Raw genomic sequence first — 22991 nt, 5'->3', positions numbered from 1 at the left:
AGACGAGACTGATCCCATGACGAGTCATCTGCTCTCCTGGTCCGGCCTCGACGACCCTGACCGCTCCGACCACGCATGCATCGAACTGAGCGAGTCCTCCATGCACGCCATCGGCAGCACCCAGACCCGACATTTCAGCTCGGCCTGGGAGCTCGACGTCGCCAGCGGGTGGATGACGCAGGCGCTGCGCGTGAGCACACGCGGGTTCGGCTCGTCCCGCTGGTTGGAGCTCACCCGATCAGAGTCAGGTCGGTGGTCTGCCGAAGCTGGGGCACAGGGCGACACCAAGCTGCCGCCACCCGGTCTGGACGAGCCGGCGACCCTGGACGACGCGATCGACTGTGATCTCGGCCTGTGTCCGGTCACCAACACGATGCCGATCCGCCGGCTCGGACTCCTGGACCGGGACGTGCCCGCAACACAGCTGGCCACCGCGTGGGTGGAGATGCCGTCGTTGCGCGTGCTGCGCAGTGAGCAGGTCTACGCCTCGCAGTGGGAAGGTGAGCGCAGGCTCGTCAGGTATAGCAGCCTGCGCGGCGACTTCAGCGCTGACCTGACCGTAGACTCCCATGGCCTGGTGATCGACTACCCGTCCCTGGCCCGCCGCGCCTGAAGCTCAGGTGCCGGCAGCGGTTCGGCCGATCGAGATGAGCTGCGGCTCCTTGGCGGGCGCCGGAGTGCAGCAGCCTCCACCGCTGCTCTCAGGGGCGTCGAAATCGCCTGCGCCGCCGCAGACGCCGGTGTCGGGCAGCTCCAGCTCGACCCGGGCCGCGGCAGCGTGGTCCCCGGCAAGCTCGGCGACCACGCTGCGCACCTGCTCGTAGCCGGTGAGGGCCAGGAAGGTCGGGGCTCGGCCATAGGACTTCATACCCACGAGGTACAGATCCGATTCCGGCTGGGCCAGATCGGCGGCCCCGGTGGCCTGCACGGATCCACAGGAGTGCACGTTGGGGTCGATCTCCGCCGCCACACGACGCGGCGCCTCCAGAATCGGATCGAGATCGAGACGCATCTCGGCGAGGAAGGACAGGTCCGGCCGGAAGCCGGTGAGCGCCACCACCGCGTCTGCAGCGGGCAGTTCCCGGCCATCCTCATCGATCAGCACCACCTGTTCGCCGCTGCGTCGAACCTCGGCGGTCCGGAAGCCGGTGACCAGCTGCACGGCACCGGATTCCACCGCCCGCTGTGCGCGCTGGCCCAGGGCCCCGCGCTGCGGGAGCTCATCGGCTGCGCCTCCTCCGAAGGTTCCCTCGCTGACGACTCGGCGGATCGCCCAGGTGATTCGGGTGCCGGGATGCTTCTCGGCGATCTGGGTCAGCTCGTGGAGAGCATTGAAGGCGGAGTCCCCGGAACCGATGACCACCACATGCTTACCGGCGTACCGGGCGGGCTCCGCCCGATCAGGCACCTGGTAGCGGATCAGGTCTGCGGCCGCGCGTTCGCCCAGGGCGGGCACACCATCTGCGCCCGCCGGGTTCGGGACCCGCCAGTTCCCGGATGCGTCGATGACCGCACGCGCCTGTACGCGGGACTCCACACCGGCGGAGTCGATGATGTGCACGGTGAACGGCTGGCCCGCCCGGTCCGCGTCGACCAGACGGTCTCGGCCCTTGCGCGAGACCGCCGTGACCCGCGCGTCGCAGCGGACACGGTCACCCAGCGCCTCTGCCAACGGGGAGAGATAGTCCTGCACCCATTCGGCTCCGGTGGGGTATCCCGCCTGGGGTGCGGTCCATCCAGTGGGCCCGAGCAGTCGCGCCGAGGCCTGATCGATCAGCTCGGGCCATGCCGAGAACAAGCGCACATGTCCCCATTCGGACACGGCGGCAGCTGGGTTCGATCCGGATTCCAGCACCAGCGGTTCGAGGCCATGCTCGAGCAGGTGGGCTGCGGCCGCCATCCCCTGGGGGCCGGCACCGATGACTACGACGGGGAGACCATTCATGGTTCACTGCTCCTTACATTGATGAACCTCGATACACCCACTCTCGGTCACGCATCGACAACTGTCAATGTATTGGACAGAATGGGGCGTGACCCAGAACGGAGCCCAGTGACTGACCAGGTTGAACCATCCCCTGACACCACCTCCGAACCACCCGCACATGTGCCGATCGCGATCATCGGTGGGGGCCAGTCCGGGCTCGCCACGGGTTTCTATCTCCGCCGAGCCGGCCTCACACCAGGTGAAGACTTCGCGATCCTCGATGCCGCCGAGAGCCCCGGTGGCGCCTGGCCCCGCATGTGGGAAGGGCTGCGCACGTTCTCGCCGTCCTCGTCCTCCTCTCTGCCCGGGTGGATGATGCCGTCCTGGGACGAGTCCGAGCACGGATACCCGCCACGCGCCCACGTCGTGGACTACCTCACCCGATACGAGCAGCGCTACGACCTCAAGGTCTTCCGTCCCCGGCGGGTCACCGCAGTGCGGACCCAGGACCAGGACCCCCAGGGACGGCTGGTCCTGACCGGGGAGAATCTCTCGATGACGGCGCAGACCGTGATCTCCACGACGGGGACCTGGGAACGGCCCTTCTGGCCGGTCTACCCCGGAATGCGGGGCTTCTCCGGGAGGCAGCTGCACGCTGCGGACTATGTGCACCCCCGGGACTTCGAGGGCCGGCGAGTGATCGTCGTCGGCGGAGGCAACTCCGCCGCCCAGATACTGGCCGAGGTGTCCAGCGTGGCGGAGACGACGTGGGTCTGCAGCCGGCCGCCGAGGTTTCTCCCCGACGACGTCGACGGTCGGGCGCTCTTCGCCGCCGCCACAGCCCGCATCCGGGCGCTGGAACAGGGCCGGGAACACGCAGGGGTGGCCGGACTCGGCGACATCGTGATGATCCCCTCGGTGCGCGAGGCGCGCGACCGCGGCGCCCTGCGCGCCAGCCCGATGTTCACCCGCCTGACCCCCTCCGGAGTGGCCTGGGAGAACGGTGACGCTCAGGATGCCGACGTCATCATCTGGTGCACCGGGTTCCGCCCAGCGCTGCATCACCTTCAGCCGCTTGGACTGCGGGATGCCCACGGCCACGTTCCGGTCGGCGGACCCTCCAAGACCCAGGTCATCGGTGACCCGCGGCTCTACCTCCTGGGCTATGGGGACTGGACCGGCACGGCGTCGGCCACCCTGGTCGGGGTGGGCCCCTTCGCCAAGGCCACGGCCAGGGCTGTCACTGGCACCTGAGGCCTGCGGCGTGAGGGTCAGCGGGGCGCGTCGGACACCACCAGGCCCAGGTGATCCGCCAGTGAGGGGGCCAGCTCCACCAGCTGTTCCTCACTGATCACCGCTCCCTTGAGTCCGGCGAGCCCGACGATCCGACTCAGCGCGGCGCCGCGCAGGTCGACGTCTTTCAGTCGGGCGTCTCGCACCTCCAGCGTACCCACGGTGCAGTCGGAGAACTTCACCCGAGTGGCGCGGGCGCCGGAGATGTCCAGCTCAGCGATGGTGCAGTGTTCGAACAAGACATCCGCCAGGACAGCATTGCGCAGATTCACCAGGTCCAGCTTGCAGCCGCGCAGCACCAGCCCGCTGATCCCGGCATCGTAGAGTTCTGCGACCCCGAAGCGGCTGCCCTCTACCGAGACGTCCCGCCAGGTGGATCGGGGGGCCTTCAGATGTGGGGCGTTCACCCGCTCCCAGCTCGATTCCAACACCGAGGCCGCGGAGAAGTCTGTGTCGGCGAGCGCCACGGATCGCAGCAGGCATTCGGTGAGTCTGCCGCCGGAGAGATCCATCCCGGAGAGGTCCGCATCCTCTAAGCGGATGCGGTCCGCCTGCCCGGTGCGCTCCAACGCCTCGACGCTGCCTGCCTCTAGGTCACCCCCTCGGAACGAACGGAGTTTGGGGCCTTGAATCGGTCGCATCTGCCTGCCTCTCAGTCGGGCTCAGCCTAGCCCCGCGGGCGGACATCGCCCGGTGTTACAGTGCCAAGATGGACCTTCGAGTAGCTGCCTATGCCGTCATCACGGACCACGATGGGCGGATGCTGCTGCCGCATTGGCATGTCAGCGGCACCGCCAAGGGCTGGACTCTTCCCGGTGGCGGGCTGGACCCGGGTGAGGACCCGGCCGACGGCGTCGTCCGAGAGGTCTTCGAGGAATCAGGCTACGAGGCCGAGGTCCAGGAGCTGCTGGGCATCGATAACTTCATCATCCCGGGGAATCGTCGGATCCACGAGAGCGAGCGCGGGACCGCGCTGCAGAATCTGCGCATCATCTACCGGGCGCGGGTCACCGGCGGCTCCCTGACCGTGGAGCCGGACGGATCCACCGACGCCGTGCGCTGGTTCAGCCACGCGGAGATCGACGGTCTGCACCGGGTCTCGCTGGTCGACGTCGGCCGCCGCTTCGCGGGACTGCTGAGCAGCGCCTCGCACTGACCCACGCGCTGTCCCACCGCACTGACTCGCGGCTGATCCGACCTCCCGCTCAGACCGCCGCGTCTGCGGCGTCCCGGAGCGCCTCCCTGACCTGGTCGGCACGGCGACGGACCGCCACCAGCTCCCCGTGGCCCAGCCGCACCATCGCGGCGGCTTCGGCGGTGGTGGCCAGGTGGTTGGCCGCCCGGGAGAGCGAGGAATGCAGCTTGGTGGCTCCGCCGGGCACCTGGAGGCCATCGCTGAAGTGGCTGACCTGCGCCTTCCGGCAGAGCTCGTAGACGGTGTCCAGCGCCTCGGCCAGCTCGTCGCCGATCAGCACCAGCTGGCTGTAGGTCGCATCGTCGGCCACCCCGTCGATGACCTGGTGATACCGGTCCAGACCCCGGACGTAGCGGTCATGGGCCTGACGCCACAGTCCCTTGCCCAGCTCTTTGTCGAGGCGACGGGCGCGGCGGCGGCGGGGAAAGAGCTTCATCATGATGCGCAAAAGTCTATCGAATCGCGCCCTCCCCCTATCTTGAGGGGCGGATTCTCCGACTTGTTGGGCCCGAAAACCCCCCAACTACTCGGAGATTCCGCCCCTCAACGCAGGGGGGTCACTTCATGGTGAGCAGGATCTTGCCGGTGTGGGTGCCGGAGTCGAAGTACTCATGGGCTGCGGCGGCCTGTTCCAGCGGGAAGGTCTTGTCCGTCTGGATCGTGATCTGACCGGATTCGATCAGCGGCCAGATCTCCTCCCCCACGGCTTGGACGATCTCGGCCTTGGCTTCGGCCTCGCGGGCGCGCAGCGTGGTGGCGATGATGCGCAGCCGCTTGGCCAACATCAGACCCAGGTCCAGCTCGGCGGTACGCCCGCCCTGCAGCCCGATGATCACCAGCCGCCCGGCGGTGGCCAGTGAGCGCAGGTTCGTCTCGAGGTGCTTCGCCCCGACGACGTCGAAGATCACGTCCACACCGCGGCCCTCGGTGAGCTCCTGGACCCGCGCACCGAGGTCCTCCTCGCGGTAGTTGATCACGTGATCTGCCCCGAGTTCGACGGCGAGGCTCGCCTTCTGCGCGGAACCGACCGTGGTCAGCACCTTGGCCCCGAGCCCGTGCAGGTACTGCAGCGCGAAGGATCCGATGCCTCCGGTGCCGCCATGGACCAACACGCTGTCCCCGGGCTGTACCTGAGCCTCCCCGCGCAGATTCGAATGCACGGTGGCCGCCACCTCGATGAGACCGGCGGCGTCGGTCAGGCTGACCCCTGCCGGGATCGGCAGCACGTGGCGGGCATCGACGACCACCCTCTCGGCGTAGCCACCTCCGGCCAGCAGCGCCACGACCTCCTTGCCGATCAGCTCCTGCACGGCCACGTCCGCACCGGGACCTGCCGCGAGGACTCGGCCTGAGACTTCCAGCCCGGGAATCTGCGAGGCGCCCTTCGGCGGCGGATATGCCCCGAGGCGCTGCATCACATCGGCACGGTTCAGTCCTGCGGCGGCGACCTCGATCAGCACCTGCCCCTCTGCGGGTGTGGGGTCTGCCTGGTCCGCGAGGGTGATGACCTCTGGTCCTCCGGCCTCGGTGTAGTGCACTGCTCTCATGCTCGCGCTCCTCAACTCGATCCGTCTCTGCGACTCACGTATAGTCTGTGTCTGGAGTTTTCCACGAAACACCGGAGAGCTCCACGCCGGTTGAAAAGCCCAGGAGCGCTGTCCGAGCGGCCGAAGGAGCTGGTCTTGAAAACCAGTGTGCGGCAACCCCGCACCGTGGGTTCGAATCCCACGCGCTCCGCTCTATGAGATGTGGGGTCCCGCAGCCGGGGCCCCACATCGGTCACTGTGGCGGGTGGCTGCAGCAGTTCAGAACGGTCTTCTTCCGCCCCGACCACGCGGACACCGGTGGTGAAGCGGAGGTGTGGATGCGCAAGGAATCGGCGGGGCCTGGACTGCTGAGCATCCTGCTCGGCGCCGTGGCTGCAGGCCCGCTGCTGCTCTACGGGCTCAGCGCCACCAGCGAAGCGATCATCACCGACCTCGGGATCAGCGAGGCGCAGTTCGGGCTGCTGGCCACCGTCTGTTTCGCCTGCGCCGCGGTCGGCAACGCCACGTTGGGCCGACTCGCCGATCGGCGCTCCGATCTCACGCTGATGACAGCTGTCTTTCTGATCGCCGCCCTTGCCCTGGGCCTCGCCGGGGTCCCCGGCGGATATCTGGTGCTCCTGATCGCCGCCGGCCTCTCCGGTGTCGCCCAGTCCTTCACCAACGGGGTCACCAACCGGATCCTGCTCGAACGGGTCCCGGCGAGCAAGCGCATCGGCTGGGTCGGGGTCAAGCAGTCCGGAGTCCAGGTCAGCCAGCTGGTGGCCAGTCTGAGCTTTCCGCTGCTCGCGGTGCTGGTCGGCTGGCGCGGCACAGCCCTGCTCACGGCCCTGCTGCCGCTGCTGCTGCTGCTCCTCACCTGGCGCATCCTGCGCACCGTCCCGCTGCTGCACCCCACCCGCGAAGCCAGGCCAAGCTCAGAGGTCTCGACCTCCGGCAGCTCCGACACCTACGCAGAGTCCCCCGCCGCACCCCGCGGGCACTCGGCCGCCGTCTGGGCGCTGGCCGCGTTCGGCTGCCTCAACGGGATCGGCGTGCAGGCCACCAACGTCTATCTGCCGCTCTTCGCGGTCCGCGAGCTCGATTTCTCACTGATCCTCGGCGGCGCCACGGCCGCCGTCGCCGGCGTGGTCGGGGTGACCGCTCGGATCGGCTGGGCTCGGGTGATGGCCCGAGGCACCTCCGGGCCGCTGCTTCTGCTGATCCTGGCGCTGACCGCGTTGGCCGGCGTGGGCGCCTTCCTCGGCGCCGACGCCACCGGCTGGGCTGCGCTGCTCTGGACCGCGGTGGTGCTCCACGGCGCCTCGGCGCTCGGGGTCTCGGTGGTGCTGATGAGCGTGCTGCTGCGCAGCATCCCCTCGGCGAAGATGGCTTCTTCCTCCGGGGTGGTCACCGCCGGGATGTTCGCCGGGTTCGCGATCGGCCCGCTGGGCATGGGTCTGCTGATCAGCTCCGGCGGCGGCTTCACGCTGGGCTGGATGGCGGTCGGAGTGGTCTACCTGCTCTCCACGCTGCTGGCCGTGATCCTGGTCAGCCGCCGCCGTCGGCCTGGCAGCGCCTGACCGGGGAACCTGCTCTCGGGGCAGGGCACCCGGAGGTTGTTGAGCAGGTTCGCCAGACCAGTACAGTGACACCAGAACAGACCCTACCCAGGAGGTTCCCCATGACCGGCCACACTCCCCCGCAGGACGTCGCGCACGCCGCCCAGCGCGCCCTGAGCTGGATCGACGAGGGCAAGGCCGGCAAGGGCTTCACCGACACCGGACGCCACCGGGCCGAAGAGCTCGCCGAGCGCTCCGAGGTGCCGCTGGAGCACATCCACAAGATGCGCCAGTACTTCGCCCGGCATACCGTGGACCGCGAAGCCGAGGGCTTCCACAACGGACAGGACGGCTACCCCAGCCCCGGCCGGGTCGCCTGGGACGCCTGGGGTGGGGACCCCGGTGAGACCTGGGCCAACCGGGAGAAGTTCGACGACGCCGACTGATCCTCCACCGCAGCAGAGAGCAGGCACCACCATGGCATTCAGCAAGGGCGATAAGGTCTCCTGGAACACCCCGCAGGCAAGACCCACGGGACCGTGACGAGCAAGCACAGCAAGGACCTGGAGTTCCAGGGGCAGACCTTCCGGGCCTCCGCAGAGGACCCGGTCTACCTGGTGGAGTCCGAGAAGACCGGCGCCGAGGCCGCGCACCATGAGAAGGCGCTGGATAAACGCTGACCGTGACGCCGCGCCTGTATCAGCGCTGCTGCTGCGCGATACGCGACGGAGACCGCACGAAGAACGCACCGACCACGGCCGCCAATGACACGATTCCGGCGATCATGAACGCCGACTGCGCCCCGGAGGCCTGCGCCGCGATCTCCCCGAGCGAGCCCGATTCCTTCGCCGCGACCCGCGACATCGTGGTGATCAGCACTGCCACGCCGACGGCGCCGCCCACCTGTTGCAGAGTGTTCAGCACCGCGGAGCCGTGGGAGTACAGGTTCGGCCGCAGCGAGCTCAGCGAGGCTGAGAACAGCGGGGTGAAGGACATCGCCAGGCCGATGGACATCGCGATCTGGATGCTGGCCAGCAGCGCGACCGGGGTGTTCTCACCCACCAGGCTGTAGGACCAGAGCCCGGCCGAGACCAGCATGGTGCCCGGGATCAGCAGCGGACGTGGGCCGCGGGCGTCGTAGATGCGTCCCACAATGGGGCCCAGGATGCCCATCACCACGGAGCCCGGCAGAACGATCAGTCCCGCCTGGGTGGCCGAGAGTCCGACGACGTTCTGCAGGTAGAGCGGCAGCAGCGTGAGGCTGCCGAACATCGCCAGCGCGAGGATCGTCATCACCACGACCGCCATCGTGAAGTTCACCGAGCGGAATACCCGCAGGTCCAGCAGCGCCTGCTCGCGGCGCTGCAGCCGAAGCTGGCGCCACACGAACAGCGCCAGGGACACCACGGCAGCGCCGAGCATCAGCGCGATCACGCTGGTCGGGGTGTCTGCGGACTCGGTGCCGTGCGCGCTGCCGAGCTGGCTCAGCGCGAAGACCGCACCCCCGAAGCCCAGTGCGGAGAGAATGACCGAGGCCACGTCGATGCGCTTGTACTGTGACTCCCCCAGGTTCAGCATCCACTTCGCGCCGATCAGCAGCGCGATCACTGCGATCGGCAGGATCAGCCCGAAGATCCAGCGCCAGCTCAGCGAGTCCAGGATCAGACCCGAGACGGTGGGACCGATGGCGGGGGCCAGCGCCATCACGATGCCGGCCCGGCCCATGATCCGACCGCGCGAATGCTCGGGGACCACGTTCATCACGGTGGTCATCAGCAGCGGCATCATGATCGCCGTGCCCGAGGCCTGCACGATCCGTCCCACCAGCAGCACGCTGAATCCGGGGGCGAAAAGGCATATCAGCGTCCCAAGGGTGAACAGGGTCATCGCGGTCAGGTAGACGCCGCGGGTGCTGAATCGCTGCAGGACCAGGCCGGTGATCGGGATGACGACCGCCATGGTCAGCATGAACGCGCTGGTCAGCCATTGCCCCAGCGAGGGATCGATCCCCAGTTCCACGTTGAGCTGCGGGATCGCGATCCCCATGGTCGTTTCGTTGAGGATTGCGACGAATGCAGAGATCAGCAGCAGCCAGATGACTCGCATGCCTCGAGGATCGATCGTTTCTGGCCGCGTTTCGGCCGCGGTGCTGAGAGACACTGTTGAACTCCTTGGAAGAAAACCACGCGATGGACCGGCGCGGAGAGGGGAAGCCCCACGGAGAGACACTATATGACTATCGTGGCAGAGTCTGCCAGAACCGACAGTTAGACTGGCCACATGGGTGAATCGATCGGTATCAGGGAGCGGGCGCGCGGGGCCCTGCGCGGAGAGCTGGCGGATGTCGCCCTGCGACTCTTCGAGGAGCGCGGCTACGACGAGACTCCGGTCGATGACATCGCCTCCGCCGCGGGCATCTCACCTCGGACGTTCTATCGCTACTTCGGCACCAAGGAGGAGGTGCTCTTCGGGGACCTGCCGCCGACCAGCGGCGACCTGCCCGCGCTGCTTCAGGACCACCTCACCCGACTGGGCCCCTGGGAATCGCTGCACCAGACGCTGCGCCACGTCGCGGAGAACATCCGCACCGAGCGCGGCCGCTGGTCCCGACTGCTGCGCGTGGTCAACACCAGTGACTCGCTGCGCGCCGGGCACCTCGAACAACAGATGAACCTGGCTCAGTCCCTGATCCCGACGCTGGCCCCGGCGATTCAGGGGCAGGCGGCCTGGCGCGATCTGCGCGCGCGGGTGCTGGTCTACACCGCGCTGACCTGCTTCGACACCGCGTTCTCGCACTGGGCCGAGCACGAGGGTGATATCGAGATGCTCGAAGCTCTGGACATCGCGTTCGCGACTGTGCCGAATGCCGATTCCGCGCAGTCCTGAATCTGGGGCTGTCGGGTTCTAGGGAGCCGGCGTTCTGGGACACGCGGGTCCCAGCGCGATCATCTCTGACAGGACGGGCAGAAGTAGATCACGCGATCTTCCACGGCGGCTTTGCGCAGCTCGGCCTCGCCGAGCTCACTCTTGCGCAACCGGGTCCCACAGCGCATGCAGGGCTTGCCGCCGCGCCCGTAGACCCAATACGGCGGCCCCGAGGTGGGGTTGGCGGTGGTGCATCGCCGGATCCGCAGCCGATTCACCGTCAGCAGCTTCTCGCTGAGCTCGATCACCCGCGCGAGGTTCGCCACCTCCGCCACGGGACGACTGGGTAGGATCCCTGCCAGGAAGCAGATCTCGCTGCGGAAGACGTTGCCCACGCCGGCCAGGTTGCTCTGATCCAGCAGGGCCACTCCGATGCTGCGTTGTGGCACCGACAGCAGCCGACGGGTCGCCTCGGCGGGGTCCCAGTCTGGTCCGAGGAGATCAGGGCCCAGGTGGGCGAGCTTCTCCTGCTCCTCGGCCGCAGAGAGGATGTTCAGCTCTCCCAGTGAGAAGCCCACAGCCTCCTGGTCCTGGGTGCGCAGCACACAGCGCGCCGTATGGGCCGGACGACGCCAACGAGGTCGCGCTCCTGCGGCATCGCGGGGATAGACGTGCCATGTCCCCTCCATCTTCAGGTGGGAGTGCACGGTGAGATCACCGAACCGCATCACCAGGTGCTTGCCCCGGGCGATCACCTGCTCCACGGTCCGGCCGGAGAGATCGGCCGTGGCATGCTTCGGAACCCGGAAGTCGCTGGCCGTCAGCACCTTGCCGGCGAGGGCGGCGTGCAGCGCGGCCGCCTGCCGGAACACGGTATCTCCCTCCGGCACGTCAGGTCTCCATCGCGGGCGCCACTGATGCCGTCACGGGTTCGCTGGAATCCATCGAGGAGAGGTCCGTGGAGGCGTACTGGTCATCCTGCATCCGCTCTTCTGGCTTGGCGCGGAGCTTCGGTGCCGGCGGCGTCCACGGCTTCAACCGTTGAAGCACTCGTCCGTAGAAGTCATCAATCGAGGTACCCACGGAATCGATGAACGATGACTTCGCCCGTGTGGACTTTGCGACACCCATTGGGTAGATATGCGTGATCTTGAAGCGGCTGATCTCTTTGTCGGTTTCCGGGGCCAACACCTTCTCATCCGCACGAATCTCACTGATGGGAGCGGCCAGTTTTCTACCTCGACCACTCGCCTCGATAACGACGTTCTCCAGGTCATCGGAGAGCTGCCGCATGAGCCACCGCACTCGGGTCTCACTGCGCGCGTGACCTGAAGCGGGCACGGTCACCGAGATGTGAATCTGTTGACCTCGAAGATCACATTTCACCTCGAGGTCGGCCACCGTGTCCGGGATGCGAATCTTCGCGGCCAGGCAGCTGTCCGCCACCAGCTCTTCGACGAGTTCTGCCGTCCGCTCCTTGGGGTTCTGCAACTGTCGCCGGGGAAGCTGCGGGAAGACCTCTGTGCCCAACTTCTGCCCCAGCCTGAGACAGGTGTACCGAATGAGCGCATCAAACTTCGTGGCCACATCCACCACGTCAGGATCAGACTTGCGCAGCACACCTTTTCTCGCGTCTTCCCGAACCTTGGTCCACGACGAACCCATGTCAGTGAACGCCAGCGCTCCAGAATTATCATGTTCCAAGTACCGAATGAGCTCACCGAGAATCCAGGCTTGATCCGGGTCTTGGACTCCGTGAACTTCTTTCTGCATCAAGGCGATGGAGACAATCCGCACCCATGAAAAAGTGGTACACCGGCACGCTCTTGACCTTGCGCTTGTCGAGCACCAGCGGGTGGCTTCCCATCACGGGCGGAATCTCGTTGGAGATGGTGATGACGGCGTCGTAGCCGTTGTCCTTGGCCAGGTCGAGGTAGTTCTCGACCTGGTCCACTTCGAGGTGGTTGGACGAGGTCTTCACCTCGACGAGTGCGGTCCATTCTCGCTTGCCCCGGGACACTCGTATCACCCCATCCGGGCGCAGGGACTTCTTCCCGAGGTCAAATGGGACTTCCACGTAGGTCTCGACGTGGCCGGCAGGAGCGCCACAGGGCTTCAACAATGCACGGCCGAACTCGTCGACAGCGCTGATGACTGCAAGCAGGGCGGAAGTAGCTCGTCGTTCCTGCTCGATCGGACTGCCGATGCCAGAGGTGGGAATCAGGCGGGCTTCATGCCAAGTCTTCGGAACCATTCGAATACCCCTTCGTACGCGAGAATTCACTCGAGCCTATAGGGATTCACAAATCAGGTGTGGAATCTTTCCGAAAATTTTAACCAAACGAGCTGATCGGGCAGGAACCGCCTGAGATCAGGTCTGGTTCTTGAAGACCACGAGGAACTTGCGGGCTTCCTCTTTGGTCAGCGGGGAGTGCGCCGAGAGCAGCTCTGCCGCCTGGTCCACCCGGTCATCGCGCAGCAGCGCGTAGAGCTGATCGTGGACCCAAGGCTCGAGATCGTCGTGGGAGAGCGTGATCTTCTCCTCGCCGCGCTGGACCTCGAGGTGGAAGCCGGCCATCTCTTCTTCCTCGGTATCCCAGTCCTCCGGGATGGTCAGCTCGTCCTCGGGATTGAACCCGGACTCTTGCATCAGTCGCTTGGCCCGGGCATCCACGTCGTGAGGGGCGTCGGCGTCGCGGTGGGGCTTGTCGCCACCGGGGACGTTCGGGATCTGCTGTGAGTTCTCGCCGAGGATCTCGCCGGTATGCGGATCGGCCTCGCCGATGGGCTTGGCTGGATCCTGGGTGGACGCGTCACGCTCGGAGGAGTCTGCGTCCTCGCGGACTCCATCGATGGCGTCCTCCACCAGCTCCCCGTCGAGGACCTCATCCTCGGCTGCGGGGCGATCGCGGCGCTCCGCAGGGTTGGCGCTCGCGCCGCCGTCGGAGCCGGTCATCTCGTCTTCGACGCGCAGCTCTGAGGGCGCCTGCTGGGGGTAGGCATGCAACGCCTGGACCGCGATGATGCAGTCTTTGACCGGCGCGCCGGTGGACTGCTTGAAGATCGCCAGCGCACGCCGGCCATCCTCTGCGCCGATGGCGCGGTAGAGCTCGCGGTGTTGCTCGTCCGAGAGCGCCAGCGCCGCTTTGCGCGCGTTCTCCGGGGTCACAGCCACCTTGATGCCATCGTTGAGCTTCTGGGCCTGCCGCTGCATGAGCATGCGAATACCCAGGAACAGCACGACGCCGATTGCAAGGACCACCAGTATTTCCACACTGCTAGTCTACGTCGGTTCTCCTGGGCGCGGGCTAGATGAACCCTGCTCACGTACGATAATCCACGTGACTATTGATCTTTCAGCCTCATTCAAGGCATATGACGTCCGCGGACTTGTGGACGAGACCATCACCGAAGAGTCCGTGCGAGCCGTGGGTGCCGCCTTCGTCGACGTCCTCGGACTCGCCGGACAGACCGTGCTGGTCGGCGGTGACATGCGGGCCTCCTCCGCTGACTTCGCCGCGGCCTTCACCCAGGGGGCCAATTCCCGCGGAGCGAATGTGACGCAATTGGGGCTGGTCTCCACGGACATGCTCTACTTCGCCTCAGGCACCATGGAGGCCCCCGGCGTGGTCTTCACCGCGAGTCATAACCCGGCGCAGTACAACGGGATGAAGATGACCAAGGCCGGAGCAGTGCCGCTCTCCGCGGAGACCGGGCTCGAAGAGATCCGCGACGCCGCCCAGGCCTACCTCGACGCCGAGGAGATCCCCGCCGTCGACGAGCCCGGCTCGGTGAAGCTGATCAACATCCTGGCCCAGTACTCCGAGTACCTGCGCTCCCTGGTGGACCTCTCCGGGATCAGGCCGCTGAAGGTCGTCGTCGACGCCGCCAACGGCATGTCCGGGCTGACCACGGGCGCGGTGCTCGGCGATGACCTGCTGGCAGCTCTGCCGCTGGAGATCACCCCGCTGTTCTTCGAGCTCGACGGCAGCTTCCCCAACCACCCGGCCAATCCGCTGGAGTCGGAGAACCTGCGCGACCTGCAGGCCAAGGTCCGCGATACCGGCGCTGACATCGGTCTGGCCTTCGACGGCGACGCAGACCGCTGCTTCGTGATCGATGAGCTGGGCGAGCCCGTCTCTCCCTCCGCGGTGACCGCCCTGGTGGCCCGCCGCGAGATCACCCGCGCCCAGGCCGAGGGTGAAGAAACCCCCGTCGTCATCCATAACCTGATCACTTCCCGCGCGTGCCCGAGGTCGTGGAACAGGCCGGCGGTCGCGCCGTGGAGACCCGCGTGGGCCACTCCTACATCAAGGCCGTCATGGCCGAGGAGCAGGCGATCTTCGGCGGTGAGCACTCCGCGCACTATTACTTCCGCGAGTTTTTCAACGCCGACACCGGCATGCTCGCCGCCATGCACGTGCTCGCCTCCCTGGGTGGCCAGGAGCGGCCCTTGAGCGAGCTGGCCGCGGAGTTCAACCCCTACTCGGCCTCCGGAGAGATCAACTCCGAGGTCGAGGACAAGGCCGGTGCCGCCGAGCGGGTCGAGGCGGCTTTCACCGACCGTGACGCGGAGATCTCGCACATGGACGGACTCACCGTCCGGGCCGTCGATGGCACCTGGTGGTTCAACCTCCGCCCCTCCAACACCGAACCGTTCCTGCGGTTCAACGGGGAGGCGCACAGCTCCGAGCAGATGGAAGCCGTGCGCGACGAGGTCCTGGAACTGGTCACGCAGAGCTGATCTGATCGCACGACCATCAGCTGAGCTCGGCACCTGCTGCCGGGCTCAGCTGCGGGTGAAGCAGCTCAGTCAACTCCGAGTGGAGCGCTTCAGCAGCCACAGCAGGTACGGCGGGCCCAGCACCGCGACCACCAGTCCGGCGGGCAGCTGGTCCGGGGCGATCACGGTGCGACCGAACGTGTCCGAGACTGAGACCAGCACCGCGCCCAACAGTGCGGCAACCGGCAGGAACCAGCGGTGCTCCCGGCCCACCAGCATCCGCGCCATATGTGGGGCGGCCAGGCCCACGAAGCTGATCACGCCCACGCCGACCACTGCCACCGCAGAGAGCAGCACCGCGATGATCAGCGCGGTGGCGCGCACACCGGGGAGTCGCACCCCGAGGATCCGCGGGGTCAGGTCATCGATGCTGATCAGATCCAGCTCCCGGCGCAGAAAGATCAGCACCGGGATGGAGAGCAGCAGCATCAGCAGGATCGGGGTGAGATCGCTCCAGGTGGTCCCAAAGGTGGAGCCGCCCAGGAACGAGATCGCCATCGCCTGGTTATAGGGGTTCGTGGAGGAGATCAGCAGCTGAGTGATCGCCTGCGCGGCGGTCATGACTCCGATTCCGACCAGCACCACCTTCTCCGGGGAGCTCCCTCGGGACCCCGCGAGCAGGAAGACCACCAGCCCGGCGAGCACCGCGCCCACCGCCGCTCCGGCAGACATGGTCCAGGCGGAGGTGTTGAACAGGATCAGCGCGACCACCGCGCCGGCGCCTCCGGAGGCGGCCACGCCGAGGATGCCAGGGTCCGCCAGCGGGTTCCGGGTCACGGTCTGCACCAGCGCGCCGGCGATCGCGAGCACCGCACCGGCCAACACGGCTGCAGCGACGCGGGGACTGCGGAAGTCTAGGGTGACCTCGATGGCACGAGCGGCCTCCCCGGAGAGCCACAGCTGGACGTCACCGAGGCGCAGCCACCAGTCCCCCAGCAGCATGCCGACCCCGGCGAGCACCATCAGCAGCACCGCGGCGCCGATCGTGAGCGTGACCCGGCGGCTCAGGGTGATCCCATGGGGCAGCGGCATCGCGGAGATCTCCTGATTGCCGCCGGCGCTGCGCATCCGCAGCGCCAGGACCACCAGGAACACCGCACCCACCAGCGAGGTGACCACGCCGGTGGGGATGGCCACGGCCAGGTTCGGACCGGCCACGGCGAAGACCAGGGCGCGGACCGCGACGTCGGCGCCGATCACGATGAGCGCACCCAGCAGAGCGGAGGCGCTCAATGCCCAGGTGAAGCGGCCCAGCCGGCTGACCCGCGTCGCGAGAAGCCGCACGATCGCCGGGGCACAGAGGCCCACGAAGCCCAGCGGGCCCACCATGGTCACCGCGGCCGCCGAGAGCGCCACCGCGCAGAGCAGCAGGCCCGCGCGCAGGAGCGCCACATTGACGCCCATGGACTGCGCGGCGTCTGCACCCAGGGAGAGCACATCGGTGCTGCGCGCGAGCAGCACCAGTCCGATGGTCGCGGCGATCACCACCGGCAGCAGCGGCAGCAGCCCGGAGAGCCCGGCCAGGTTCAACGTGCCGGCGCCCCAGAGGAACAGCCCCTGGGTGGACTGGGCGTAGAGCATCAGCAGCGCCGCGGTCACCGAGGCCAGCCCCATAGCCACCACGGTCCCGGCGAGCACCAGCCGGATCGGGGCATGTTCGGAGAACCCGGCGAGCAGCAGCACGACGCCGGCCGCCACGCCTCCGCCGAGGAAGGCCAGCGCCGCGGAGCTCAGCAGCGGCAGCGAGATCCCGAAAGCTGCGGCCGCTGTGAGCGCCAGATGCGCCCCCGCGTTGACCGCCAGAGTGTCCGGGGAGGCCAGCGGATTCCGCGTCATCGCCTGCAGCGCGCACCCGGCGATGCCGAGTGCGGCGCCCACCACGAGCCCTCCCACCAGTCGTGGCAGCCGCGAATCCAGCGCGAGTGCGCGCAGCTGGGCAGCGGAGGCGCCGTCGTCGGAGCTGAAGAGTGCCGCCAGCAGGTCCCAGGGAGAGGTGGCCGAGGTCCCCTGGGTCAGGTGGATCATCGAGAGCAGCCCCAGCAGCCCGGCGCCGATGACCAGCGCACCCAGGGCGGTGGCGCGCGCCTTCGCCGGGGACCCGGCGGGGCCTCGGGGAAGCGTCCTTGGCGCCTCGGCGGCACTCTTCAGTTCAGTCACTACTCTCCGGCGGTCTCGGCTGCGGTATCGGCCAGGTAGTCGATCCACTGACCGGCCGAGGCGGGGCCGCCATAGATCCAGATCTCCTCCACCGGGTGGGTGGCCTCATTCTCGACGAAGCCCAGTGAGGTCCAGACCGAGTTGTCCTCGAGCGCGGAGAACGGATCCTCGGGCTCGGTCTCGGCGGTCCACCAGTAGAGGATCGTGTCATCCTCGAGCGCGGTCAGACCCTCGATGTCGGACTGGCTGATCGCGAAGGCCTCATCCCCTTCGTCCTGCCAGGCCGATTCCAGGCCGATCTCCTCACCGAGGGTCTGCGCGAGGGCTCCTGGGCCGTGCATCCGGAAGGTCGCGGTGTTGCCCTCCACGGTCGGGTAGACCAGCACAAACGGAGTGCCGGCTGCCCCGGCGGCCTCGATGGCCTCGGCACCGGCGTCGCGGGTCTCCTCGAACTCGGCCCAGACCTCGTCGGCGCGGTCCTCGGCGCCGAGCAGCTCAGCGGTCATCCGGAAGTTGTCCTCCATATTCCCCAGCGGGTCCGAGGCGTCCGCCCCGGGCTGCAGCACCACTGGAGCGATCTCCTCGAGATCCTCCAGCAGGCCCTCCGGGACCGAGACGTCCACGCCGAGGATCAGGTCAGGATCGGCCTGTCCGATGGCCTCCAGGCTCGGCTCGGTGCGCAGCCCGACGTCGGTGGTGTCCTCGTCCAACGGCGCTGCGGAGTTCCACATCCCGTAGCCCTCAAGATCGGCCACGCCGACCTGGTTGCCGCCGAGGATCTCGACGTTCTCCGTCTGCGCCCATTCCAGGGTGACCACGCGTTGCGCCGGGGCGTCCAGGGTGATCTCTTCGCCGCGGTAGTCGGTCACGGTGACCGGGCCGGAGTCCGCGGCCGCGGCGTCCTTCCTCGGTGTCTTCGACATCGGTGGTGCCACAGGCGGTCAGCGCCATCAGGACGACGGCGGCGGCCGCAGACGTCCTGCCGAGGCGGGGAGAGAGGTTCATGGTGGAGAGAGTTCCTTTCGGTAAGGGTCAAACAAGGTGTGGAAACTGTGGGTCAGGCAGGGGTGAAACAGGGCAAGGTGTGGCGAGGACGCGACCTGCGCGGATGCGGCGGGGAGGGATTGGCCGGGAGGAAATAGCGCAGAGGGTCAGGCGGAGAGCAGCGCCGGTTCTGCAAGCTCCTCGGCCCGGGCGCTCAGGCGCCTTCCGGAGCGCTGGGCGCGCACCGCGAGTCCGCCGAAAGGAAGCGTGGCCACCTGGATATCCACTCCGAAGGTGGCGCTGAGCCGTTCGGCGGTCATCACCTCGGCGGGGGTTCCGGTGGCGGTGATCCGTCCTTCCGAGACCAGGATGACGCGGTCGGCGATATCGGCGGCCTGCTCGAGATCGTGCAGCACCACCCCGATGGTCAGCCCGTGGGTGTCGGCGAGATCATGGATCAGATCCAGCAGGCTCATCTGGTGCTTGAGATCCAGGAACGTGGTGGGCTCATCGAGCAGCAGCACGTCGGTCTCTTGGGCCAGGCAGGTGGCGAGCCAGACCCGCTGGAGCTGTCCGCCGGAGAGCTCCGCAACCGGACGATGCCGCAGCTCTTCGAGGCCCGTCAGTGCGATGGCTCGTTCCACGGCCTTCTCGCAGGCCTGGTCCGTGCGGCTGAAACGCTTCCGGTGGGGATGTCGGCCGAGTTCGACCACTTCGGACACGGTCAGCCCGCCGGGGGTGGGGCGCTGCTGGGCGAGGATGGTGAGCCGCTTGGCGAAGGCCCTGGGCGAGAGCGCCGCACTGTCTGAGCCGTCCAGGGTCACGCGCCCCGTGGTGTGCGCGAGTCGGCAGATGCCGCGCAGCAGTGTGGACTTGCCGCTGCCATTGGGGCCGATCAGGGCGGTGACCCCGCCGGGGAGCAGCTCGACGCTGGCGTCGTGCACCACCGGGGAGGCTCCGTAGGAGACCGAGACAGACTCTGTCCGCAGCGTGGCGGGCGTTCGATTGATTGGCACATCTGCATGTTAGCAATTTCTGGGAAGGTTCACCTAACTTTGCGTCAAGAGTTCTGGCGGAGCAGTTCTCGGGACACCTCCCAGAGCCTTGCGGCGCTCTCCGGGTCCAGCGCGTAGTCCCTCACACCATGTGTGCCATTGACGATCTCCGGGACCGTCTCCGCCTCCTGGCAGTCCTCCAGATACAGCCCGCCGATCCCCTCGAGCAGGGGCGAGGCTGCGGCGAAGATCGATGTCGCGGCCCCCTGTGCCGGGGACTTCATGGCTATACCGGCGCGCTCGACATAGGACTTGGCTTCGGCGAGCGCCCGAGGCTCCCAGTGGCGCTGCAGGTTGGTCCAGATCCCACCGGGCATGACGGCGTTGGCCGTGATGCGCTCCGGCGCCCATCGGCGGGTGGCCTCCACGGCGAACAGCACATTGGCAGTCTTGGACTGCCCGTAGGCGTGCCCGGGGTCATAGGCTCCACGGTCGAAGAAGAGATCCTCATAGCGGATGTCTGACATGCCATGCCCGCTGGAGCTCACCGAGACGATCCTGCCGCCCCCGGCCGCGCGCAATCGTGGATGCAGCCCCAGCGCGAGCGCGAAGTGGCCCAGGTGGTTGGTGGCGAACTGAAGCTCCCAGCCCTGCGCGGTGCGCAGCTCGGGAGTCATCATGATGCCGGCGTTGTTGATCAGCAGATGCAGCGGACCGGAGAAGTCGCTCGTGAAACGACCTACCGAGTCCAGATCCGCCAGGTCCAGGCCCCGGACGTCGAGAGACGCCGCCGGGTGCGTGCGGAGAATGTCATCGGCGGCTCGGCGCCCGGCTGGCACGTCACGGACCGCGAGCACCACATGAGCACCGGCCCCTGCCAGGGCTCGGGCAGTCTCGATCCCGATCCCTGAGGATGCCCCGGTCACGACCGCTGACTTCCCTCGCAGATCGACCCGCTCCAGCACCTCCTCGGCGGTGCTGGTCGCGGTGAACGCAGAATTCGATGAAGAGATGAAGCGCGCCATGACGAAGGTCCTTCCAGCCCGGGGTCACATGAACCCCATCCTGCACCCATAAGCTGAACCCATGACAGTCTCCAGCCCGCTGCCCGAGACCCCGGACCCGGCGGACGCCGCCCCCGGGGAGCCCACGCTGACCATGCTCAACCCCGACTTCCCGTTCAGCTACGACCACTACCTGGAGCACCCGGCAGGGCTGGGCAGCCTCCCCGAACAGGCCCAGGGCACGGAGGTGGCCGTGATCGGGGCAGGGCTCGCCGGCGTCGTCGCCGCCTATGAGCTGATGAAGCTGGGGTGCAAACCGGTGATCTTCGAGGCCGGGGAGATCGGCGGCCGACTGAAGACCCAGTCCTTCGCCGCGGCCCCGGAGGTGGTGGCCGATCTGGGCGGGATGCGCTTCCCCACCTCGGGCAAGGCGTTCTATCACTACGTGGATCTGCTGGATCTGCCGACCCGGGAGTTCCCGAATCCGCTCACCGGGGCGGCCCCCTCCACGGTGATCGAGCTCAAGGGTCAGGCGTTCTACGCCGAAGATGCCAGCCACCTTCCGCCGTTCTTCGCCGAGGTGGCCCAGGCCTGGCAGCGCGCGCTCACCGAGGAGGCCGAGCTGGAGGCGGTGCAGCAGGCGATCTGCGCCCGCGATGTTCATACGCTGAAGCGGCTGTGGAACCAGCTGGTGGAGCGCTTCGACGATGAGTCCTTCTACGGCTTCCTCTCCTCCAGCCAGGCGTTCCAGGATCTGAGCTTCGAGCACCTGGAGGCCTTCGGACAGGTCGGCTTCGGCAGCGGGGGCTGGGACACCGACTTCACGAATTCGATCCTCGAGGTGCTGCGCGTGGTGTTCACCGGCGCCGATGATCACCACCGCAGCATCGACGGGGGTGCCCAGCGGCTGCCGGTCCAGCTGTGGAAGCACCGCCCCGAGCAGCTTGCCCACTGGTCCCCTGGAACCTCGCTGGAATCTCTGCATGGCGGGGCCCCTCGAGGTGCGGTCTCCGGGATCCATCGTGGCAGCAACCCGGCGCTGCCCGGCGGCGGGGTGCGGGTCACCGAGAAATGGGGCCGCACCCAGGAGTTCGCCGCCGCGGTGGTGACCTGCCAGTCCTGGCTGCTTTCGGCGCGGATCGACACCGATGAGAATCTCTTCGCTCCCTCGATGTGGACCGCGATCGAGAAGAGCCACTACATGCTCTCCTCCAAGACCTTTGTGATGGTGGACCGGCCCTTCTGGCGCGACATCGACCCGGAGACCGGCGCCCGGTGATGTCCATGACGCTGACCGACCGGCTCCCCCGCGCCACCTACCTGCTGGATGAGGGCCCGGACCGGCCTGCCGCGATCCTGCTCAGCTATACCTGGAACGACGACGCCCTGAAGTGGCTCCCGCTGGACGCCTCCGAGCGGACCCGGCTGATGCTGCATTCACTGGCGAAGATCTACCCCGGGGTGGACATCGGGGCGCATATGGTCGGTGAGCCGATCACGGTCTCCTGGGAGGCCGACCCAAATTTCATGGGCGCCTTCAAGAACAACCTGCCCGGGCACTACCGCTACCAGGAGCGGCTCTTCGGGCACTTCGTCCAGGAGCAGCTGCCGGAGCACCAGCGCGGGGTGTTCCTCGCCGGCGACGACATCTCCTTCACCGCCGGTTGGGCCGACGGCGCGGTGACCACCGCGCTGAACGCGGTCTGGGGGGTGCTGCACCACCTGGGCGGGTCCGCCGCGGCGCAGAACCCCGGGCCGGGTGACGTCTGGGCGGATCTGGCCCCGATCCGGCTGGACTGAACGGCCGGACTGAACGGTTGGACTGGTCGCCCGGACTGGGCGGCCCGACTGGGTGGCCGGAATCGGTGGCCGGCTTGGGACCGCTACAGCCAGTTCCGGTGGAGCTCCGCGCGCCGATCCTGAAGGTAGTCCGCGCTGTCGGAACCTGCGTCCTGGCTCTGGTCCGGCAGGTCCACGACCAGCAAACCCGGTTCCACACCCAGCTCCCCCAGCGGCTGCCCTGCCGGGCCGACGACGACGCTGCCCCCGTCGAAGACCAGCCCGCCCTCCGGGCCGCAGTGGTTGGCATAGGCCAGGGTGATCCCATTCTCCACCGCGCGCGCGGGCAGCAGGATCCCCGGGACCGAGGTCTCGTCCCCGGCCAGAGCGGTGGGCACCAGCACCAGCTGGGCGCCGCGGGCTGCGGCGGCCCGGACCATCTCGGGGAACTCCACGTCGTAGCAGACCAGCAGGCTCAGCTGCCGTCCGCCCCAGCTGAGCACCGGCGGCGGCTGCTCGCCCGGGACGAAGGCGGCCTTCTCCTCGGGTCCGTAGAGCTGGACCTTCTGGTAGCTGGCAAGCACCTCTCCGTGTTCATCGGCGAGCTCGGCAGTGATCCCGCGCCGCTCGGGCCCCTCAGGGCCGGGAAGCGACCACACCAGCGCGATCCCGCGGTCCCGGGCGATACCGCGCAGTCTGGACCTCGCGGCGTCGACCTGTTCCGCGCTGACCTGGGCACGGATCTGAGACGGGACGTAGCCGAAGCCGAAGAGCTCCGGGGTGAGCAGCAGCTGGGCCCCCTGCTCGCTCGCCCGAGCCGCGGCGTCGTCGACCAGGTCCAGGTTGTGCTGCGGCTCCAACGGACGGGCGGTGTGCTGCATCAGCGCGATTCGCATGGGACCAGTATCCCCTGACCGATGCCCA

The 22991-nt window shown here is 67.7% G+C and carries 21 protein-coding genes, 1 tRNA gene and 2 pseudogenes; 10 read left to right on the top strand and 14 right to left on the bottom strand.

Annotated features, from left to right (window positions below):
- Positions 1-16 precede the first annotated feature (16 nt).
- The gene (locus BG28_RS02250; RefSeq protein WP_051500854.1) at positions 17-613 is read left to right on the top strand and encodes a putative glycolipid-binding domain-containing protein; all 597 of its coding nucleotides are present in this window, start codon (positions 17-19) and stop codon (positions 611-613) included.
- A gap of 3 nt (positions 614-616) precedes the next feature.
- Here BG28_RS02250 and BG28_RS02245 read toward each other — a convergent pair whose 3' ends face one another.
- Positions 617-1945 carry an NAD(P)-binding domain-containing protein gene (locus BG28_RS02245; protein WP_036473811.1) on the bottom strand — a complete coding sequence of 443 codons (1329 nt, stop codon included), beginning with the start codon at positions 1943-1945 and terminating at the stop codon, positions 617-619.
- Positions 1946-2053: 108 nt separating this feature from the next.
- Between BG28_RS02245 and BG28_RS02240 the strand changes: the two genes are divergently transcribed.
- Positions 2054-3181 carry an ArsO family NAD(P)H-dependent flavin-containing monooxygenase gene (locus tag BG28_RS02240; RefSeq protein ID WP_235180932.1) on the top strand — a complete coding sequence of 376 codons (1128 nt, stop codon included), beginning with the start codon at positions 2054-2056 and terminating at the stop codon, positions 3179-3181.
- 17 nt (positions 3182-3198) lie between these two features.
- On the opposite strand, the gene BG28_RS02235 is transcribed toward BG28_RS02240, so the two are convergent.
- Positions 3199-3789 carry a pentapeptide repeat-containing protein gene (locus tag BG28_RS02235; RefSeq protein ID WP_051500851.1) on the bottom strand — a complete coding sequence of 197 codons (591 nt, stop codon included), beginning with the start codon at positions 3787-3789 and terminating at the stop codon, positions 3199-3201.
- A 140-nt stretch (positions 3790-3929) separates the two neighbouring features.
- Between BG28_RS02235 and BG28_RS02230 the strand changes: the two genes are divergently transcribed.
- Positions 3930-4376, top strand: coding sequence for an NUDIX hydrolase (locus tag BG28_RS02230; RefSeq protein WP_036473807.1), 447 nt, complete (start codon positions 3930-3932; stop codon positions 4374-4376).
- A gap of 49 nt (positions 4377-4425) precedes the next feature.
- Here BG28_RS02230 and BG28_RS02225 read toward each other — a convergent pair whose 3' ends face one another.
- Entirely contained in the window at positions 4426-4854 is a 429-nt protein-coding gene (locus BG28_RS02225) for a hypothetical protein (RefSeq protein WP_341802705.1), read from the bottom strand.
- Positions 4855-4972: 118 nt separating this feature from the next.
- Positions 4973-5962 carry an NAD(P)H-quinone oxidoreductase gene (locus BG28_RS02220; RefSeq protein WP_036473805.1) on the bottom strand — a complete coding sequence of 330 codons (990 nt, stop codon included), beginning with the start codon at positions 5960-5962 and terminating at the stop codon, positions 4973-4975.
- A 102-nt stretch (positions 5963-6064) separates the two neighbouring features.
- On the opposite strand from BG28_RS02220, the gene BG28_RS02215 reads away from it, so the two are divergent.
- From BG28_RS02215 to BG28_RS02200, 4 genes are all read left to right on the top strand, one after another.
- Positions 6065-6152 (top strand) — tRNA-Ser (locus BG28_RS02215).
- 127 nt (positions 6153-6279) lie between these two features.
- Positions 6280-7521 carry an MFS transporter gene (locus BG28_RS02210; RefSeq protein ID WP_036473843.1) on the top strand — a complete coding sequence of 414 codons (1242 nt, stop codon included), beginning with the start codon at positions 6280-6282 and terminating at the stop codon, positions 7519-7521.
- Positions 7522-7622: 101 nt separating this feature from the next.
- On the top strand, positions 7623-7946 hold the full coding sequence (locus BG28_RS02205) for a hypothetical protein (protein ID WP_036473803.1): 324 nt from the start codon (positions 7623-7625) through the stop codon (positions 7944-7946).
- Between the two features lie 93 nt (positions 7947-8039).
- Positions 8040-8180, top strand: coding sequence for a DUF2945 domain-containing protein (locus BG28_RS02200; RefSeq protein WP_369797173.1), 141 nt, complete (start codon positions 8040-8042; stop codon positions 8178-8180).
- Positions 8181-8199: 19 nt separating this feature from the next.
- On the opposite strand, the gene BG28_RS02195 is transcribed toward BG28_RS02200, so the two are convergent.
- Entirely contained in the window at positions 8200-9606 is a 1407-nt protein-coding gene (locus BG28_RS02195; protein ID WP_084479340.1) for an MDR family MFS transporter, read from the bottom strand.
- A 174-nt stretch (positions 9607-9780) separates the two neighbouring features.
- On the opposite strand from BG28_RS02195, the gene BG28_RS02190 reads away from it, so the two are divergent.
- Positions 9781-10386: a TetR family transcriptional regulator gene (locus BG28_RS02190; RefSeq protein WP_051500850.1), complete on the top strand. Its 606-nt coding sequence runs from the start codon at positions 9781-9783 to the stop codon at positions 10384-10386.
- Between the two features lie 59 nt (positions 10387-10445).
- Here the strand turns inward: BG28_RS02190 and BG28_RS02185 are convergent, their stop codons facing one another.
- The 4 genes from BG28_RS02185 to BG28_RS02175 form a co-directional block, all read right to left on the bottom strand.
- Positions 10446-11255 carry a DNA-formamidopyrimidine glycosylase family protein gene (locus tag BG28_RS02185; RefSeq protein ID WP_036473800.1) on the bottom strand — a complete coding sequence of 270 codons (810 nt, stop codon included), beginning with the start codon at positions 11253-11255 and terminating at the stop codon, positions 10446-10448.
- Position 11256: 1 nt separating this feature from the next.
- On the bottom strand, positions 11257-12069 hold the full coding sequence (locus BG28_RS16040) for a hypothetical protein (RefSeq protein ID WP_235180931.1): 813 nt from the start codon (positions 12067-12069) through the stop codon (positions 11257-11259).
- Positions 12070-12082: 13 nt separating this feature from the next.
- Positions 12083-12619, bottom strand: a complete 537-nt coding sequence (locus BG28_RS16035) for a hypothetical protein (protein WP_235180930.1) — start codon at positions 12617-12619, stop codon at positions 12083-12085.
- A 117-nt stretch (positions 12620-12736) separates the two neighbouring features.
- Complete coding sequence (locus tag BG28_RS02175; protein WP_036473798.1) at positions 12737-13627, bottom strand: hypothetical protein; 891 nt, start codon at positions 13625-13627, stop codon at positions 12737-12739.
- A gap of 79 nt (positions 13628-13706) precedes the next feature.
- Here BG28_RS02175 and BG28_RS02170 point away from each other — a divergent pair.
- Positions 13707-15109, top strand: a pseudogene (locus BG28_RS02170) (phosphomannomutase/phosphoglucomutase).
- Positions 15110-15178: 69 nt separating this feature from the next.
- Here BG28_RS02170 and BG28_RS02165 read toward each other — a convergent pair.
- The 4 genes from BG28_RS02165 to BG28_RS02150 form a co-directional block, all read right to left on the bottom strand.
- On the bottom strand, positions 15179-17305 hold the full coding sequence (locus tag BG28_RS02165; RefSeq protein WP_235180929.1) for an iron ABC transporter permease: 2127 nt from the start codon (positions 17303-17305) through the stop codon (positions 15179-15181).
- Positions 17305-18228: an ABC transporter substrate-binding protein gene (locus BG28_RS02160; RefSeq protein ID WP_051500847.1), complete on the bottom strand. Its 924-nt coding sequence runs from the start codon at positions 18226-18228 to the stop codon at positions 17305-17307. Before BG28_RS02160 ends, BG28_RS02165 begins: the two co-directional genes overlap by 1 nt.
- A gap of 228 nt (positions 18229-18456) precedes the next feature.
- The gene (locus BG28_RS02155; RefSeq protein WP_235180928.1) at positions 18457-19305 is read right to left on the bottom strand and encodes an ABC transporter ATP-binding protein; all 849 of its coding nucleotides are present in this window, start codon (positions 19303-19305) and stop codon (positions 18457-18459) included.
- Between the two features lie 44 nt (positions 19306-19349).
- Complete coding sequence (locus tag BG28_RS02150) at positions 19350-20309, bottom strand: SDR family NAD(P)-dependent oxidoreductase (RefSeq protein WP_036473796.1); 960 nt, start codon at positions 20307-20309, stop codon at positions 19350-19352.
- Positions 20310-20370: 61 nt separating this feature from the next.
- Between BG28_RS02150 and BG28_RS02145 the strand changes: the two are divergent.
- A pseudogene (locus tag BG28_RS02145) lies at positions 20371-22088 on the top strand (flavin monoamine oxidase family protein).
- 83 nt (positions 22089-22171) lie between these two features.
- Here the strand turns inward: BG28_RS02145 and BG28_RS02140 are convergent.
- The gene (locus tag BG28_RS02140; protein ID WP_036473794.1) at positions 22172-22963 is read right to left on the bottom strand and encodes a carbon-nitrogen hydrolase family protein; all 792 of its coding nucleotides are present in this window, start codon (positions 22961-22963) and stop codon (positions 22172-22174) included.
- Between the last annotated feature and the right edge of the window lie 28 nt (positions 22964-22991).

The organism is Nesterenkonia sp. AN1 (assembly GCF_000582475.1).
Taxonomy (GTDB): domain Bacteria; phylum Actinomycetota; class Actinomycetes; order Actinomycetales; family Micrococcaceae; genus Nesterenkonia; species Nesterenkonia aurantiaca.
The sequence above is the reverse complement of the archived record's forward strand: the minus strand, read 5'-3'. Positions and strand labels throughout refer to the sequence as shown.